This is a genomic window from Mesorhizobium sp. WSM4847 (genome assembly GCF_055811335.1).
Genome location: NZ_JBVVPY010000002.1, coordinates 375,070 through 390,667 on the forward strand (window position 1 = coordinate 375,070; position 15,598 = coordinate 390,667).

15 protein-coding genes and 2 pseudogenes are annotated in these 15,598 nt (G+C 62.9%); 3 read left to right on the forward strand and 14 right to left on the reverse strand.

Translation table 11 applies throughout. The features are described from left to right. Positions 1 to 60: 60 nt before the first annotated feature. From AC0L28_RS04485 to AC0L28_RS04500, 4 genes are all read right to left on the reverse strand, one after another. Positions 61 to 891: an alpha/beta fold hydrolase gene (locus tag AC0L28_RS04485; RefSeq protein WP_473475794.1), complete on the reverse strand. Its 831-nt coding sequence runs from the start codon at positions 889 to 891 to the stop codon at positions 61 to 63. A gap of 23 nt (positions 892 to 914) precedes the next feature. After that, entirely contained in the window at positions 915 to 1,145 is a 231-nt protein-coding gene (locus AC0L28_RS04490) for a YjiS-like domain-containing protein (protein WP_473475796.1), read from the reverse strand. A 125-nt stretch (positions 1,146 to 1,270) separates the two neighbouring features. After that, positions 1,271 to 2,512, reverse strand: coding sequence for an NAD(P)-binding domain-containing protein (locus AC0L28_RS04495; protein ID WP_473475800.1), 1,242 nt, complete (start codon positions 2,510 to 2,512; stop codon positions 1,271 to 1,273). Between the two features lie 86 nt (positions 2,513 to 2,598). Beyond that, positions 2,599 to 3,198, reverse strand: a complete 600-nt coding sequence (locus AC0L28_RS04500) for an OsmC family protein (protein WP_473475802.1) — start codon at positions 3,196 to 3,198, stop codon at positions 2,599 to 2,601. Between the two features lie 255 nt (positions 3,199 to 3,453). Here AC0L28_RS04500 and AC0L28_RS04505 point away from each other — a divergent pair, with 255 nt between their 5' ends. Continuing rightward, complete coding sequence (locus AC0L28_RS04505; RefSeq protein WP_156942548.1) at positions 3,454 to 3,618, forward strand: hypothetical protein; 165 nt, start codon at positions 3,454 to 3,456, stop codon at positions 3,616 to 3,618. Between the two features lie 317 nt (positions 3,619 to 3,935). Here the strand turns inward: AC0L28_RS04505 and AC0L28_RS04510 are convergent, their stop codons facing one another. The 4 genes from AC0L28_RS04510 to AC0L28_RS04525 form a co-directional block, all read right to left on the reverse strand. Further along, on the reverse strand, positions 3,936 to 4,463 hold the full coding sequence (locus AC0L28_RS04510; RefSeq protein ID WP_023797383.1) for a hypothetical protein: 528 nt from the start codon (positions 4,461 to 4,463) through the stop codon (positions 3,936 to 3,938). A gap of 64 nt (positions 4,464 to 4,527) precedes the next feature. Next, a complete protein-coding gene (locus AC0L28_RS04515; RefSeq protein WP_473475804.1) occupies positions 4,528 to 4,830 on the reverse strand; it encodes a nickel-binding protein in 303 nt (100 codons plus the stop codon). Positions 4,831 to 4,994: 164 nt separating this feature from the next. Beyond that, the gene (locus AC0L28_RS04520) at positions 4,995 to 6,839 is read right to left on the reverse strand and encodes a winged helix-turn-helix domain-containing protein (protein WP_128173472.1); all 1,845 of its coding nucleotides are present in this window, start codon (positions 6,837 to 6,839) and stop codon (positions 4,995 to 4,997) included. A 596-nt stretch (positions 6,840 to 7,435) separates the two neighbouring features. Beyond that, a complete protein-coding gene (locus AC0L28_RS04525; protein WP_023797387.1) occupies positions 7,436 to 8,053 on the reverse strand; it encodes a cupin domain-containing protein in 618 nt (205 codons plus the stop codon). 212 nt (positions 8,054 to 8,265) lie between these two features. Here AC0L28_RS04525 and AC0L28_RS04530 point away from each other — a divergent pair, with 212 nt between their 5' ends. Further along, positions 8,266 to 9,972: a winged helix-turn-helix domain-containing protein gene (locus AC0L28_RS04530; protein ID WP_128173473.1), complete on the forward strand. Its 1,707-nt coding sequence runs from the start codon at positions 8,266 to 8,268 to the stop codon at positions 9,970 to 9,972. 260 nt (positions 9,973 to 10,232) lie between these two features. On the opposite strand, the pseudogene AC0L28_RS04535 reads toward AC0L28_RS04530, so the two are convergent. Together AC0L28_RS04535 and AC0L28_RS04540 are read right to left on the reverse strand one after the other, a co-directional pair. After that, positions 10,233 to 10,445 (reverse strand): annotated as a pseudogene (locus AC0L28_RS04535) (LacI family transcriptional regulator); the annotation flags it as partial. 211 nt (positions 10,446 to 10,656) lie between these two features. Continuing rightward, positions 10,657 to 11,451 (reverse strand): alpha/beta fold hydrolase, encoded by a 795-nt coding sequence (locus AC0L28_RS04540; protein WP_023797390.1) that lies wholly within the window; start codon positions 11,449 to 11,451, stop codon positions 10,657 to 10,659. Between the two features lie 143 nt (positions 11,452 to 11,594). Here AC0L28_RS04540 and AC0L28_RS04545 point away from each other — a divergent pair, with 143 nt between their 5' ends. Next, entirely contained in the window at positions 11,595 to 12,065 is a 471-nt protein-coding gene (locus AC0L28_RS04545) for a MarR family winged helix-turn-helix transcriptional regulator (RefSeq protein WP_023797391.1), read from the forward strand. 21 nt (positions 12,066 to 12,086) lie between these two features. Here AC0L28_RS04545 and AC0L28_RS04550 read toward each other — a convergent pair. From AC0L28_RS04550 to AC0L28_RS04565, 4 genes and pseudogenes are all read right to left on the reverse strand, one after another. After that, a pseudogene (locus AC0L28_RS04550) lies at positions 12,087 to 12,251 on the reverse strand (SDR family oxidoreductase); the annotation flags it as partial. A gap of 192 nt (positions 12,252 to 12,443) precedes the next feature. After that, on the reverse strand, positions 12,444 to 13,418 hold the full coding sequence (locus tag AC0L28_RS04555; protein ID WP_031254188.1) for a LacI family DNA-binding transcriptional regulator: 975 nt from the start codon (positions 13,416 to 13,418) through the stop codon (positions 12,444 to 12,446). 98 nt (positions 13,419 to 13,516) lie between these two features. After that, entirely contained in the window at positions 13,517 to 15,019 is a 1,503-nt protein-coding gene (locus tag AC0L28_RS04560; RefSeq protein ID WP_023797394.1) for a tripartite tricarboxylate transporter permease, read from the reverse strand. Positions 15,020 to 15,032: 13 nt separating this feature from the next. Then, the gene (locus AC0L28_RS04565) at positions 15,033 to 15,452 is read right to left on the reverse strand and encodes a tripartite tricarboxylate transporter TctB family protein (RefSeq protein ID WP_023797395.1); all 420 of its coding nucleotides are present in this window, start codon (positions 15,450 to 15,452) and stop codon (positions 15,033 to 15,035) included. Positions 15,453 to 15,598: the final 146 nt, after the last annotated feature.

The following is a 15,598-nucleotide window of genomic DNA, read 5'->3' on the forward strand; positions in this document are numbered from 1 at the left end:
TTCCTCCGCATCCAAGGATCTGCTTCGAAGGTTTGCGCTGCCTAGGCGAGCAAGCCGCGGTCACGCAGCTCGCGATCCTGCGGTATCATGGAACAATATCTGCCGGACCAAACGATCCGCCACCAGGTCTGCGTGGGTCAGCGGCCCCATGTGTCCGGCGCCAGGAACAATCGCCCCGATCGCGGCCGGAACGCGAGAAACCAGTTCGCAGGCGATGAGCCGCGTCGGAACTGGTGCAAATTCGCCACGCAGTATCAAGACCGGAAAGCCAAATCGGGCATATTCGCTCGCCGGCGTCGACTCGTGGATCAACGCGTGGAAGTCGAGGCTGGCCTTCGGCAGAAACCGCACGAGTGCCGCCTGAAGTTCCGGCTTCATCGCGTCGAAGGTGCCGGCTCCGCTCCAGTAGTCGATGAAACGAGCTGTCGCGGCCAGGTAGCTACCGTTGATCAAGCTGTCGTGTATCGCGCCTGCGATCGACGAGATTTCGCCGAGCGCCTCGTGGCCCTCAGAGTCCAGCTGGCGCAGCAGGTGAAAGGCAGACGGTTCATAAAGGGAGAGGCTGGCCAGTCTGTCTGGACGCATCGCTGCTATATGCAGGGCCAATCCACCACCATAGGAATGGCCAACAAGATGCACAGGCCCGTCATGGTGGTCGATCATCTCCAGGATCCCGGCGGCTTCGTCGGCCAAACGGAAAGTGCCCGCACCAATACAGGTGCCGGCGCCCGGTGCCCCGATCAAATCGGGTGCGATGAACCGGTAGCTGTCATCGAGCCGCTCCGCCAGGTTGCGCCACTGCCGTCCGCTGCCGCCGGAGCAGTGCAGGGCGATGACAAGCGGTGCGTGGCACGCTTTATGCGAGACGCAGAACGTCGATGCGGCGCTCATCGGACGACCTCCTTCGTGCCGGCTCAAGGCCGGGTGCGGCGGCTGGGATCACGCCCGGCAAAGGAGGTGATCGAGTTGATCTCGGAGCGGGTGATGCCGACGTCGCGCAGGATGTAGTCCGGCAACTCATAAAGCTGTCGACGGTCCCGCTGGATGCGAATGGAACGCCAGACTGCGGCCAGCATTGTTCCGCCAGCCCAGCGCAAACCTCGCGTTGGGGTGAGGGACAGGAATGGGTTCACCATTGCACTCATTTTGATTTTCTCCATGGTTGCGGGCGCTGACTGCGGCGCCAGTGGAGCCCCTTGTCGTGGTCTGCCGTGAGCGTCACCGTTGAAGGCAACGTCGATTTTTGCCGCGCCAGCGTTGTATTCGGCGGTCAGGCCGCGGCTCGGCGGGAGGCGTTGAGAAACATTGCCACGTGGGCCGCCAGCGCCTCCGCATCGCGGCCGACGCCGTCAAGGAAGCTGGAGCTTCGATGGCGCATGAAATTGAGGCCGAGCACGTAAAGTCCCGGATACGCGCAGACGCCACCATCGTTCTGAATTTCGCCCCGGCCATCGAACACATCCAGTTTCAGCCATGGGTATTCCCGGCGATAGCCGGTGGCCCATATGACGGTCTCGATACCTTGGTCGATGAGATCGATTTCGGTCGGTTCGGCGCTCAGGATCAGGCTCGGAATGGAACCGGGACCGATGGAGTAGCGGCCCTCGCCGGCGGCCGCGCGGTCTATATTGGCCAGCACGCGCCTCAGCGTACGTTCCGCCGCCATGGTCGTGTCGGCGAGATCGCCATTGAACCGAATGCGTGTATCGCAAGCGGCAACCGCTCGACCGACAAGACGAACGCCTTGCTCCCGAAGGCCGGCGAGATCGAGCGACCTGCGCTCGGGTGTACCTATGAGCTGCAGCGACGGCTGCCGTCGTGCCGCGGCTAGATCCGAAACTTCGGCGACGGGCTTGGCAAGCATTCCCAGCCGGTCGAGCCACCACAGGATGTCATGCCCGTGGTAAAGCCGCGGCAGGCGTGTATGACTGCCGACCGACAGGGTTACCGGGCGCCCGGAGCGATGGATCTCCTCCGCAAGTTGTATTCCCGTCGCGGAGGCCCCGGCCACGAGAACGCCGCCCTGAGCCAGCTGCCAAGGATTGCGATAGTCGCGCGGCACGATCTGCCTGATACGGGAGGAGATCTGCTTTGCGATTGACGGAATGCGCGGCCTGTCACTGTATCCGGTCGCAACTACCACCGCACGCACACTCCATTGGCCGCGATCGGTCAGCAGCCGGATGCCTCCGTCGACCCCTTCGGTCGAAAGCACCTCTACACCGTCCACTACCGGCGCGGTGATCGAGCATGCATAATTCTCTAAGAACCCGACGGTCTCAGCCATCGTCATGAAGCTGTCGGGGTCGGCCCCGCGATAGCCGCCGCCGGGCAGGCGCGTCATCCAGTTGGGCGTCAGCAGGCGGAGCGAATCCCACCGTTCGCTGCGCCAGCGCTCCGCGATCCGGCCGCGCTCCAGCACGACGTGGTAGATCCCGCGCTCGGACAGGCACCGGCTCATGGCTAAACCCGCCTGTCCGGCGCCAATAACGGCCACATCGGTATGCTGCATGAAATCCGCGCCTTGTAAGCAGGGCACCAGATCGCCGGCGCCATCCTTTTGGACGAGGCCGGCGATATTGCTCTTCCGGACCGAAGTCAGCCTTTCACGGCAACCGAGACCAGCACGCCGTTGGTCAGCACGTCGAACACCGCGGAACGGGCGCGCGACTGCATTACGATTTCCTCGAGCTTCTCAGTCGGAGCATCGCCCTTGATCTTGAAGGAGATACGGATGCCTTCGTAGCCGTTGCGGACCTCGTTGGAGATGCCGAGGATGCCGCGAAGGTCGATGTCGCCTTCGACGGTCGATTCCACCTCATGCAGCGTAACCCCGCGCACGGCCGCGATGTTCGCGATGCCTGCGGTGAGGCAGGAAGCAAGCGCGTGGAGGAGATATTCGACCGGCGTCGGGCCATTGTCTGTGCCGCACAGGACCGCTGGATGGTCGCTGTCGGCCTGGTAGGCCATCATGTGAGACTGCTCCGCGCCGGCGCCGAAGAAGTTGGCCATCGTGCTGCTGCTGTGGGTGCCGGCAATCCAGCGGCTCTTGGCACGGAATTTGAACTGGGCAAGCTCCGGCTGCCCCGCGACGGCGTTGATGGTGGCCAGAAGGGTGGGCGTGTCGACGCCGTTCCTCGGCTCCCGCGGCGCCTTCTTAACGGGAGACTTTTCCATGATCATTGTATCATCCTGCATGTCATTCACTCCTGGGTTCGAATGTTGCGCGACCGGGATCGCCCCGGACGGCTAAACCTCGGCCGGCAGCGTTTGACGTGCAGTGGGAACGACAGTGTGAAATCGAGAGGTTTTTGCGTCAGAACGGCTGTGGACGCCCTGCCGGTCGGGTCTGACAAAAACAACGGGCGTTCAAACGCTTGCTTCCCTGCGAAGCTGCGATCTCCGCAAGTGCGCCAAGAAGGCGCCACAACCGAAACCACAGGAGATCAGATCATGTCTCGTTCATTTGGGATGGATACCCGCCCGTCGTCGACCGACTGGGCGGTCATAGTTCGCGGGCCAAGCAAGGCCGAGGTGCTTGCCCATACAGCAAAGATTCACACATACGCGAGCACACTGAAGCGGCCCCCGGCGGCGGTGCCGATCAGCCCCGTCTGAAATCTTGCGGGAACGATGTTTCTCGGTTGACTTCCAACCGGGCAAAGAACGGGCAGCGGCCGAAGAACGTACGACGAAGTCGGAGATTTCCGGTCTCGCCCAACGCCCGATTCGAGGAGCTTATTCCGCACTCGGGAATGTCCGCCTTGGTCAATTTGCGTCGTCCCAGGTCCCGCCCAAAATACCTGGAGATGCTCGGTGCCCAGCCTGAGCTTCCCACCTCTGTCCGGTTTCAACTCCGCCACCCGGATGGAGGCGGCTGTCCCAAACGCCGAGGTCGTTGCATCGGCCCGCACTTGCGGGCCGATGCAAGCGCATCAGCCGCTATGAGCGCAGCTAACACTGCGGTTGTTGTCCGCCATCATGCCGCTGGGATTGGAGCGCCAGTGCCAGACGTGGAGCTCATAGTATGGATCCACCGGATGAACACCGACCTTGGACTTGAGCTTCAGCTCCTGACCTAGGAAACTCGGTGCCTCCGAACCCTGCCACTGTGCCTTGAACACGATGTACTCGAGCGCTACCAGATGCATCGATCCGTCGGCCTGCGGCTCGTACATAATCACATCCGGCTGATCCAGAACCAGCTTTCCGTCCATGGCGTAGCCCTTATTGATGTAGTGCTGGCCCATGGCCCCCTCGGCGCCTGCGTCGGTGCAGTCGAAGAGCGGCTCGTAGCCGGCTGCAGTCGCGTCGGCGAGGTCGTAGTAAGCTTCTGCGGCGGCCCGCGATTGGGCAATAGCCGTGGGGTCGCCACGTGAACCCAGTTCGTGAGCCTTAACGGGCTGGCAAACGGCACCAGCCGCGAGGGTGGCGACCAGCAAGGTCGTCTGTGGGAAATTCATTATGTTCCTCCATCTGAGGGGTTGAGGAGCACCCGCGGAGCTATGGCCCCGCGGGGCTAATGGGTCATGCTGCCGCGGCTTCTACAGCCGGGTCAGCCCGCACGATCACGGTGGTGGCGACCGGATAGAATTCCTCGCCGGGCATGCCCACGCGATGGGCATGTTCGCGGATCGCCGCACCGTCCTGCGCCTGGTAGATGCAGAAGGTGCCGATGCGACCGTCGGGCTCATGCACGACGTAGCTGCGGATCCACCTGACCCTGTCAGGCATTTCTTCGTTTCCGATCCGTGCTGACTTGGCGCCGGCGGTTTCCAGTTTGGCGAGCGACGCCCAGGCGCTCGGCCGACGAATAACGTAGAGTTGCATTTCCAATTCTCCCGATTACGGGCGCCCAGGTTCGACGCCCACCATTGCAATGGCCATGCGGGGTTGCATGACTGGGCCAGAGTTAGCGCCGGCTGCCGCAGATCGTCCTTACCGTCGACCTATCCTGCGCTTATCTTTTGCCGATCAAGGGACAGCGAAAGCCGTTAAGTGCCGCTTGGTGCGATCATGAGGTGTTCGCTCTCGCCACGCTGCTTCCCGTGAGCCGGGATCGGTGCTGGAGCCAGACTTGCAGCCATGCTCATGAGCCGAGGCGATCCGATACGCGCGGCGGTGCGCTCGGCAGCTGCCAGTTCCGAGGTGCCGCCGCTAACGTCACCCATGTCGAAGAAGCGACGCGCCAAGTCGATCCGGAGACGTGCCGCGTGATACTCTACGCCGGCACTTGTCCAAAGCTGACGGGCGAGGAGACGAAGCTGCATCGCCTGGGGGTCATCGGCGGGGAGGAGAGCGGCGCGGGTTTCGGCGATCATCGCCCGCACCGCAGGCTGAGGCCAGCGCTCCGGGGAGGCGTCGATTTCCGCGAGGAAACCGGCGGCCAATTCCGGCCGACCGCCCAGGGCGGCTAGGCGAGCGGCATTGACCAAGAGCAGTCCGCGACGCTGCAGGTGAAACCAAGAGAGCCCCTGTAGAGCACGGTGAAGCGTAGCAAGCGCAGCCTCCACGTCGCCTGTCTCAAAGAGCAGAACGGCATTGCCCGGTTCAGCGTCCCATCCAATCGAATACGCCATTGCATAGTCCGACTTCGCCTGGGAGAGGTCGCCAATCATTGCGTGAATGTCCCCTCGGACGCGGTAGCCCTCGCCCAGAGACCAAGCCTCTTCGTCCGCCAGCTTCGGAATCGCTGCCTCAATGTTAGCCAGGGCCTCGCCGAGCGTTCGCTGCGCTCCAACTATTTCCGCACGATGCAAACCGCAGGCGCCTGGGCTTTCCGCGAAACTGGCTTCACACCAGCTCTCGAAGCCTTCGCTCCATTGCCTTGCACGGGGCCAATCGGCGAAAGTGCGACAGCTCCAAAGGATATTGCAGTAGACCAAGCTGCCGGTGATCGGGTCGACCTGACTGGAGAGTGCGATGGCGGCGGCGTGGTTCTGCTGCTCACTGCCCTCGTTCACCCTGCCGAGGGAGAGGTTGTAGAAGCCTTTGTAAACCAGCGTCAGTGCCCGAAGTCCCTGATCGTCGGTCTGCTCGGCCAGCTCGAATGCCTTCGATGCGAGCTCAAGAGCTTCCTTCGGTCGGCCTCCGAAAGTGGCAAGGCGCGACTTCATCCACAAAAGATAACCCATCGTGCCGCTGTCGCTCAAGCCGGTCAGCAACTGGCCGCCCCGTTCCAGCCAGCCGATGGCTGCGTCCGCCGCCCCGCGTTCGAGATGGATTTTTGCCAATGTGATGGCTGCTCGTGCGGCCCGCACCAACTGACCTATCCGCATATGAGCCGCGACCGCACGAGAAAGTATTGGGATCGCCGCGACGGGACGGCCGCAACACTCGACCGCCAGAGCCCAGAGATCAAGATCGCCTGGGTCCAGCTCCCGCGTCCGGGAGATGGCGTCGAACCGCTCGGCCGCGCCCGCCCAGTCCCGCTGGATCGCCAGGTCTCGTGCGGCAGAAATCTCCAGATCGTCACTAGCCTCAGTCGGCGCAATCTGGCCGAGGAGGGGGTCGTCGATCCCAAAGCGATAGCCATGCTTGACGAAGCTGCGGATGGAATTCGCCAACCCCCCGGCTGCAAGCGCGCGACGGGCCAAGCTCACGGCGCGCTGCAGGGAAGCTTCGGTAACCGTAAGGTCCGGCCAAAGAGCATCCATGAGCTCGTCCTTCGGCACTACCCGACCTGCATTCCTTACCAAGTAGGCCAAAAGGTCAAAGACGCGCGGCTGAATCTTCTGTGCCGCTCCACGCAGCCTCAGCGAGCGCGCCTCCTCATCGAGTTGGAATGGTCCAAAGTTTTGCAACATCGCGGCTCTGGGAGAAATCGAAACGGCGACCATAAGCGAAAGATCAGCAGATGGTAAGGACCGGCCTAGTGCAGGGCCGTATTACGAAGCGCTCCCGGCTACACGGCCGCGGGGACAGCGCCGCGGCGCCCTAAGGGCTGCACTCAAAGCTATAGCAGAAGGACCAGCGCCTGCCATGCCCGCCATAAACAAGGCAAGCTCAACGCCCTGACCCGCGTGCTCGCGGCAGAGCGCATCGTCTGAGCCGAGACCTTGCCGAACTATGGCCCGACCGGCGGCTTCTTCCGCGACGGCCAACGGCTTGCGTGGTGACAACGGCTGCTCGACTCTGCATTTCTGGCCGCTTAGCGCCTGATATCGGCCCCTAAAGTCAGCTTTGCCACCGCCTGAAAGCCGACATTGTCAGCGGCCACGGTGGAAATCGTGGTTGCGCCATATGGAGCAGCAGGCCAGGTTGATGCCAGCGCAACGGCGCCCGCGCCGCGGCGATCGAGGATTTGCATTCGGGGCAAGCGGACGCGATACCTGAACAGCATGCGCCGCTCTTGTAGATACCGCGCCGTGATGAAAGCGCCGGGGTGGCGCCTCGTCGCCGTCCAAACATTCGCGCGACCCAGCGAAATGTCGCTTCAATCGAGGCTGGCCGGCGACGAGAACGGCCGATTGGCATCCACCACGAAGATGGCCAACTGATCGAGATCGGTTGTTCCGGCGTTGAACACTTCCATAGGAGTATCGGCGCCATGCCCGACCATGGTCGTTTCGGCTTCGGCATAAGCCACGCCGTGGGGCGTCCTCTGGCCGAGCTTGCCGGCCAGGACATAGAAGGCCTCCGGTCCCGGATGTGAATGGATCGACGACTTGGCGCCGGGCGCGCCGCCGGCACGGTTGATGCGCAGCAAGTATTCGCTCGCGCTGACCGATGGGAGGGGACCAATCTCAGTTACCTTGGTTCCGCCGGCAGTGGCGCCGTCCTTCGGCCCAAGCGTGAACAGCCAGACCTTGCCTGCGACCTCCGCCGCAAGCGAGGTGGAGCCCGCAGCGCCCTGGGCCTGGGCCAGGGTGGGGAAATTCTCCAACCGCCAGAACAATGGTCCGGGTGGCAGTTCCTTCACCTTTTTCTCGACCACCGGCTCGACGACCAATTTGGCATCCGCGGCCATCGGCGCTGAGGGAATGAGCCCGAGAGCACACAGTGAGAACACAAGTATGCCGATACGACGTGCGTTGACTGATCGCGGCTTCATGGGTGGGTCTTCCTCTCGATGCAACGAGTTTGTGGTTGGGCGGCTGTTCGGGACAATGCCGAAGACGTTGCCATGAGGGTGAGCCGAAGGGCTTGTCGAGTAACGAATGCCGTACGATCTTTTGCCGAAGAAACGACGATCGGGCGACAGTCCAGGCGCCGAAAACTATGGTAAGAAGCGAGGCAGGCAAGACAGCGACATTGAGATAGCCGATGAACACCCCGGCGCCGACCAGGCTCCTTATCAATGGGGTAGTTGCGGACCTGAGCAACGAAACGCTGAGCGACGGGCCGGGCAATCCGATTGATCTCAGGCCGCAGGCGTTCGCGGTGCTCCGCTATTTGTCGAACAACCCCAACCGACTCGTCACCAAGGGTGAGCTGATGCAGTCGGTGTGGGCGGGAACGGCAGTCACTGACGACAGCTTGGTGCAATGCATCCACGAGATCCGACGCGCACTGAAGGATGACGGACATGCCATCCTGAAGACCAAGTCGCGGCGCGGCTACATGCTGGCGCTGCCGGAGGCGAATGCGGCTGCGATGCCCGCCACGAGCCGGACGAGTAATCGCGCGCTCCAGCGACCGCTCGCCGCCTTTGTGGGGTCGCTACTGATTGTGCTTGCTGTCGCCGCTGTTGCAGGGTGGATGCTGCGGCCCCTCTCCCCTGGCGGCAAGCCTTTGGTCGCGGTGCTGCCCTTCGACGTGTTGGGTGAGGAGACGTCCGCACGCCTACTGGGCAACGGCCTGACCGAAGAAATCATCACCGATCTCGCACGTTTCCCGGAATTTCAAGTAATCGCGCACGACTCGACTGAAACATATGCCGGAAGATCGATCGGTTTGGCCGAGATCGCCAAAACGCTCGGGGTCGGTTTCGTGGTCGAAGGCTCGATCCAGCGCCAGGCCGGCCGGCTGCGCATCACTGCGCAGCTCCTCGACGCGGCAACCGGCAAACATCTATGGTCGGACCGCTGGGACCGGCCCGACGAAGATCTGTTCGCTATCCAGACGGAGATCTCCGAGCAGGTCTCCAACCGCCTCGGCGGCGGGCACGGCGTGATCGAGGTTGCAGGCCGGATTGCGGCGCATCGCAAGCCGCCAAGCGACCTTACTGCCTACGAGCTGTACCTGCTCGGCACGGAAAAGCTTGCGAAGATGAATCGCGCCGATGTCGAGGAGGCCATCAAGCTCCTCAAACGCGCCGTCGAATTCGACCCGGGGCTCGCGCGCGCCTGGGTCGAGCTCTATCACGCGTATGGCGTCATGCCCAGTTTCGGCGCCGATTTCGAGGCCAACTTCCGACTGGCCGCCGAGGCTGCCGAACGTGCGGTCATGCTTGACCCGAGCGACGCGGAGGCGCACGCCGTGCTGGGCTTCAGTTTCGGCGACAGGAATGATCTTGCACGTGCCAAGATGGAATTCGACACGGCGCTACGCATGGCGCCGAACCAGTTCGAAATTCTGAGCTTCTACGCTTTCTTGGCATCCAGCTTCGGCGAGCCGCAGCGCGGTGCCGAGATGGCCGATCGGGCAACCCGCCTTAACCCGAACTACCCGATGGCGAGTACGAGGCTTTTTGCTGCTGCCTATTTCATGGCCGGACGCTATGAAGACGCGCTTCGCATGCAGAAGCAAATGGGTCCGGAGAACTACGGTCGACGGATGTGGGTATATCGCCCAGCTGCGCTGGCCGCCTCCGGCCGAACGGCGGAAGCGAAAACCGCGCTTGCGGAAGCACTGAAATGGTTTCCCGATCTTACCATAGAGGGATTTGTTAGCCTTCCTGACACAAATGAAGACGACAGGCGGCGGCTCATCGAGACCATGCGGCTCGCCGGTTTCCCGCCCTGTGCAAAGGCAGAGGCGGTGGCCCGTTTCGAAAAGCCTGTGCACCTGCCAGAATGCGTCGAGCGCTGAGTCAATCTTGAGGCCGTAGGGCGGGAGCGGCAACGTCGAAGTGTCCTTGCGGCCGCGCGTCTCACGACGATGCCCGCGCCCAACGTATATGTCCGCTCTGGACGATTTGCAGACCGAAGCTGCCGGTCTGTTTTCGGCCCCAAGGCTGCCAGTCAGCAGCGCGCATTTTGCAGCCAAGTGGAATCACTCGGCGTCGCAGAAATGCGGCTAAGACAAATAGATGGAGCGGGATGGCCCAGCTCAATTTGACCGCATCCGCTCTAGTCGGGACGGCGATAGGCCATAACCCCGGTCGGCTTGCTCAGGCTCTGCAAGGAGCCGGGTGCCGCGCCGCCGATCCAGCCCAGCACCGAGCGGGCGAGCTCCGCGCCGGCCAGCCGGAAGTTCTCGTTGACGGCCAGCAATTCCCTGCGGAACAGGTGCAGCAAGTCGGACGACTGCTTGGACACCGCGTCGACGTCCCGGCCGAGCCTGAACCTGGACATTCCTCGACCGCCTTGGTCGTAGCGAAGAAGTGCCAGCGCAGTCCACTGCCGGATTGCCTTCAAGGAGACAACCGGCAGTGGTCTGCGAGTCGGAGAGAAACACTCTCGAAACAAAACCGCCGGATGAGCCATCCGGCGGCCGTATTTTCGTTTATGACAGCTTAAAGCTCGAAATGTCCGCACACGGCGCGTGGCCGAACTATTGCGCCTCGACAGATCCCTTGCGGGCAGCTTCGTCGATCACGTCAGCGACGACCTTTGGCTGAGTCATAAAGACCGCATGGCTTGCCGCGACCTCCGTGATTGTCGCCCCGATGCGCTTCGCCATCGCTTGCAACATACGCTGATCGAAGGCTTTGTCGTCGGTAGCAATCACTGCCCAGCTCGGCTTGCTTCGCCAGGCGGCATGCTCGAGCCTGGTTGCGAAGGCGGACATGTTTATCGGCACCTGAGAGTCCCGCATGAAAGCGGCATCCGCGTCCGTCGTGTCGTTAGCGAAGCCAATCTTGAACCGGTCGGGAGAAACGAAGCCGAAGCCGTCCGCGGTAGTTTCGATGACGAATTCAGGCGGGGTCTGATAACCTTCGTACTGCTGCGCAGTCGTCTCTCCGGCATCTGGCGACAACGCCGATACGTAAACCAGGCCTGTGACGTTTGAGTGGGTACCTGCTTCCGTTATCACGGTGCCGCCCCAGGAATGTCCCACAAGGACCGCAGGTCCATCCTGACGGTCAAGAATGCGTTTGGTTGCGGCAACGTCGTCCGCAAGCGAGGTAAGCGGGTTCTGGACGATCGACACACGGTAGCCGCGGGCGGTCAGTTCGTCATAGACGCCGCGCCAACCCGATCCATCAGCGAACGCGCCGTGCACCAGCACCACGTTCCGGACGGTCTGGTTGTCGGGAATTATCTCGGCAGAGTGAGTGGCCGTGGCTGCGGCAATTCCTGCGACGGCGGCGGTTGCGGCCAGAAGGTTGGTCGTCCTGGAAGTCATGCTGATCTCCTCTTACTTATCCGATAACAATTATCGCGATATCTCTCTTTACGACTCCGACCGCGATATGTCCATCATAATTTTTATCGCGATATTCTTTTTTGGGATCGGGTAGGCTATATCGGGTCCAAGGAGAGCCACCCATGCCGCCGAAAAAACTCAACAACCCATTGCCGCTCGACGATCAGCTCTGTTACGCGATCTACTCTGCCGGCATGGCGATCCAGAGAGTGTACAAGCCACTGCTGGACGATTTGGGCCTGACCTATCCCCAATACCTGGTACTCAATGTCCTCTGGCGCGAGGACAAGCTGACCGTTGGCGGCATCGCCGAAAGGCTAGCGCTGGAGTCGAGCACTCTGACGCCCTTGCTCAAACGGCTCGAAGCGGCAGGACTTCTGCGCCGGACACGGAATCCCGCGAACGAGAGGCAGGTCGTGGTTGCACTGACTGATAAGGGACGCGAACTCAGATCTCGTGCAGGCTGCCTTGCTGACGCTCTGCTTTCCTCCTCAGGACAAAGCCCAGCGCATCTCAACCAGATCAACCGTGACGTCAGGGAGCTACGTGACGCGATCTATGAACATACGGGCGTCTGGAGGAGCACGGCCTAAGCCGGCAAGCATGGGCCTTTTTTACACTGTAGGCACGGTTCCTCCGTCGATTGTGTACTCCGCACCCGTGATCGAAGAGGCACGATCGGAAGACAGAAAGGCGACGAGATTGGCGATCTCGGCGGGGCTTGAGGGGCGACCGAGGGGGATTCCGCCGAGGGAGTCCATTATGATGTTCATGCCGCCTCAGCTTGGCGAGAGCGTGAGGTTTTCGGCCTCGTAGGGCGTACGCTGGGGCGCACGGCGCGCCGGCAGTCATTGTGGTCCAGGATCCGCGGGGGAGTTCAGGCAAGTCCGCTTTGGCTTCTGTAGGCCGATATGCGTCTTCCGGCCCTGCCGACGACTTCCAAAGGTCCACGGAGTGCGATCGAAACGTGCTCAGGCTGATGCTCGCCGGATAATCCTGAACCCGATGTCGATGACGTTTTCCGGCTGATCTTCGGCACGGAAGCGCGACAGGATGGCCTCGGCGGCGGCAGCGCCGAGCGCTTCGCGGTCGACGCGTACGGTGGTCAGCGCAGGTTCCACCGCGGCGGCATAGTCTTGGTCTCCGAAGCCGATCACCGCCACGTCGCCCGGTACGGAAAGTCCTCGCGCATGCGCCTCGATCAGAACGCCGTGCGCAAGCAGGTCGGAACTGCAGAATACCACGCCGCCCGAAAAGCCTTCCCGCAGCAGGCGCGAAAGCCCGGCGCGGCCGTTGGCCAGCGTCGCCGGCGCGTCAAAGGCTGCCTTCAGGACCGCATGACCGCTGCTCCGCTCGAAACGCTCCGAGAACGCCTGCTGGCGCCGGCGCGCCCGCTCGTCGCCGGCCGACACGCAGGCCGCGCGGCGATATCCCGCTTCCACGGCGAAGTCGGCCGCCGCGCGGCCCGCCTCGACATGCGAGAAGCCGACGCAAATGTCGATCGGCGTGGTGCTCATGTCCCAGACCTCGACGACCGGAATGCCCGCCGCCAGCAGCATGCGCCGCGCCTGCGCGGAGTGGCGAATGCCCGTGAGCAGCATCGCGTCGGGCCGGCGCGAAAGGTGGGTGGCGATGAACGCCTCCTCGTCGCCGGGGTCGAAACCCGTCTCCGACAGCAGAATCTGGTAGCCGCGCGCGCGCATGCGTTCGTTGAACGAGGTGATCATCGAGGCGTAGACGATGTTCGAGATCGACGGAACGAGCGCCGAAACCAGCATGCTCCTCTGGGAGGCGAGCGCGCCGGCGAGCGCATTCGGAACGAAGCCGGTGACGCGGATCGCCTCATGGATGCGCCGAAGCGTCTCAGCAGAGACCTTTGAGGGTTCCGAAAGCGCGCGCGAGACCGTGACCTGCGAGACGCCGGCCATACGGCCGACCGTCTGCATGGTCACCGCCCCTGACGAGCGTCTGCGCCTGGCGCGAGTCGACGTCTCCTCCACAACCATGTACGACTTATTTCTTCGGCCGGCCCGAAAGGCAAGCTTCAACCGGCGGCAAGCTTTTCCGCGCGCTGGCGCCGGCCGATGACGACCGAAACTGCGATCGACGCCACGATAAGCAGCCACAGGAAAGCGGCAATCCAGCTCTTGGTGAAGAAAATCGTGAGATCGCCGAACGATTCCAGGCTCTTGACGAAATAGATCTCGGCCGAAGGGCCAAGGATGAAGCCGATGATGAACGGCGCGACCTCCAGCCCCAGCTTGACGCCGATCCAGCCCAGCACGCCGAAGAAGAGCAGCGTCCAGACGTCGAACATGATGCCGTAATTGATCGTGTAGGCGCCGATAACGCACATCATCAGGATGACCGGATAGAGGATCGCCTTCGGGATCGCCACCGCCAGCGAGAACCACCGGATCGCGTAGTACATCATCACAAAGGTGGCGAGGTTTGCGAGCAGCATCGCGAGGATCATCGAATTCCATGTGTCCGGATGCTGCCCGATAAACAGCGGGCCGACCTGGATGCCTTGCAGGGCGAAGGCGCCGATCAGCAGCGCGGTGGTCGAATCGCCCGGTATGCCGAGCGACAGCAGAGGCACCAGCGCCCCTCCGGTCAGCGCGTTGTTGCTCGTCTCCGAGGCAATGACGCCCGCCGGTTCGCCCTTGCCGAACGTCTCGGGATGCGACGAACTCGTCTTCGCCGCCGTGTAGGCGAGGATCGACGCTGCCGACCCGCCGATCCCCGGCAGGATTCCGACGAAGGTGCCGATGCCCGACGAGCGAATAAGATTGAGCGTCTGGCCACGAAATATCGACCACGAGAACTTCGACCTGCCGCCCGACTCCAGTTCCTTGACCGAAGGCCCCTTCGGCATGCCGATCTCGGCCTCCTCCAGCACCGTCGTCAGCCCGAACAGCGCGATCAGCACCGGCAGCAGCGCGAAGCCGCCGTAGAGGATGTCCTCCATGCCGGGCGGGATCAACCGGAAATGGCCGTTGCCGCCGTCGGTCACGTCATAGACCCCGACGAGGCTGACAAAGATGCCCAGGAAGCCCGAGAAGATGCCCAGCAGCATATCGCTCGACAGCGCGCCCATCACCGTCAGCGCGAACAGGATGATCAGGAATTTCTCGACGTAGGAAAAGCGGATCGCGAAATCGGCCAGCCACGGCGTGAACAGGTAGAGCGCGGCGAGCGAGATCAGGCCGCCGATCAGCGAACCGATGATGGCGATGCGCATCGCCTGCTCGCCCTTGCCCTGACGGGCCATCTGGAAGCCGTCGAACGTGGTCGCGACCGACGACGGCGTGCCGGGTATGCCGATGAGGATCGCCGGCACCACCCCGCCCGAGATGCCGCCGACATAGAGACCGATCAGCAGAGCGAGGCCGTTCTCGAGCCCGAGCGAGTAGGTCAGTGGCAGGCAGACGGCCACCGCCATCGTCGCCGTCAGGCCGGGAATGACGCCGAATACGATGCCGATCGCCGTTCCGCCCGCGATCAGCAGAACGAACAGAGGCGTGACGAAACCGAACAGTTCCATTGGGTTCTCCCGGTCAGGGCAGAGTCAGGAAGAAGACGTGCGCGAACACCCACCACACCAGCAAGGGCGCGGCGACCGCGACGACGGCTAGCACCGTCACGGCGGATTTCGTCCGCTCCTGCAGGTAGAGCAGCCCGGAAAGCGCCACGAACGGGATCGAGCAGACGAGAAAGCCCATGCCGGTGTTGGGCCAGAAGTCGCCGACAGGGACCATCAGCAGGAAATAGACCACCGTCAACGCGATCGTCCCGAAGAAGCGCGGCTTGTCCATCGCCGCCAGGGTCTGCGACCAGTACTGGCCGGCGCCGGCGATCGCCTGCCGGCGCGTGATGAGTATGGCTGCCCCCAAGGCAAGCAGTATGGCGCCGATCAGTGTCGGAAACACCAGGTGTGATGTCTGGAAATCGATCGTGACGCGCGTGAAATCGCCCATCGGCCGTGTGCTCCTCCATGCATGTGCAGCCTTGGGGGGGGGGGGGGGGGGGGGGGGGGGGGGGGGGGAGGGGCGGGGGGGGGGGGGGGGGGGGGGGGGGGGGGGGGGGGGGGGGGGGGGGGGGGGGGGGGGGGGGGGGGGGGGGG

Bases quoted from the DNA above. Each gene is read 5' to 3' on its own strand.
- AC0L28_RS04485 (WP_473475794.1), bottom strand. From the start codon at position 891: ATGAGCGCCGCATCGACGTTCTGCGTCTCGCATAAAGCGTGCCACGCA.
- AC0L28_RS04490 (WP_473475796.1), bottom strand. From the start codon at position 1,145: ATGAGTGCAATGGTGAACCCATTCCTGTCCCTCACCCCAACGCGAGGT.
- AC0L28_RS04495 (WP_473475800.1), bottom strand. From the start codon at position 2,512: ATGCAGCATACCGATGTGGCCGTTATTGGCGCCGGACAGGCGGGTTTA.
- AC0L28_RS04500 (WP_473475802.1), bottom strand. From the start codon at position 3,198: ATGCAGGATGATACAATGATCATGGAAAAGTCTCCCGTTAAGAAGGCG.
- AC0L28_RS04505 (WP_156942548.1), top strand. From the start codon at position 3,454: ATGTCTCGTTCATTTGGGATGGATACCCGCCCGTCGTCGACCGACTGG.
- AC0L28_RS04510 (WP_023797383.1), bottom strand. From the start codon at position 4,463: ATGAATTTCCCACAGACGACCTTGCTGGTCGCCACCCTCGCGGCTGGT.
- AC0L28_RS04515 (WP_473475804.1), bottom strand. From the start codon at position 4,830: ATGCAACTCTACGTTATTCGTCGGCCGAGCGCCTGGGCGTCGCTCGCC.
- AC0L28_RS04520 (WP_128173472.1), bottom strand. From the start codon at position 6,839: ATGGTCGCCGTTTCGATTTCTCCCAGAGCCGCGATGTTGCAAAACTTT.
- AC0L28_RS04525 (WP_023797387.1), bottom strand. From the start codon at position 8,053: ATGAAGCCGCGATCAGTCAACGCACGTCGTATCGGCATACTTGTGTTC.
- AC0L28_RS04530 (WP_128173473.1), top strand. From the start codon at position 8,266: ATGAACACCCCGGCGCCGACCAGGCTCCTTATCAATGGGGTAGTTGCG.
- AC0L28_RS04540 (WP_023797390.1), bottom strand. From the start codon at position 11,451: ATGACTTCCAGGACGACCAACCTTCTGGCCGCAACCGCCGCCGTCGCA.
- AC0L28_RS04545 (WP_023797391.1), top strand. From the start codon at position 11,595: ATGCCGCCGAAAAAACTCAACAACCCATTGCCGCTCGACGATCAGCTC.
- AC0L28_RS04555 (WP_031254188.1), bottom strand. From the start codon at position 13,418: ATGCAGACGGTCGGCCGTATGGCCGGCGTCTCGCAGGTCACGGTCTCG.
- AC0L28_RS04560 (WP_023797394.1), bottom strand. From the start codon at position 15,019: ATGGAACTGTTCGGTTTCGTCACGCCTCTGTTCGTTCTGCTGATCGCG.
- AC0L28_RS04565 (WP_023797395.1), bottom strand. From the start codon at position 15,452: ATGGGCGATTTCACGCGCGTCACGATCGATTTCCAGACATCACACCTG.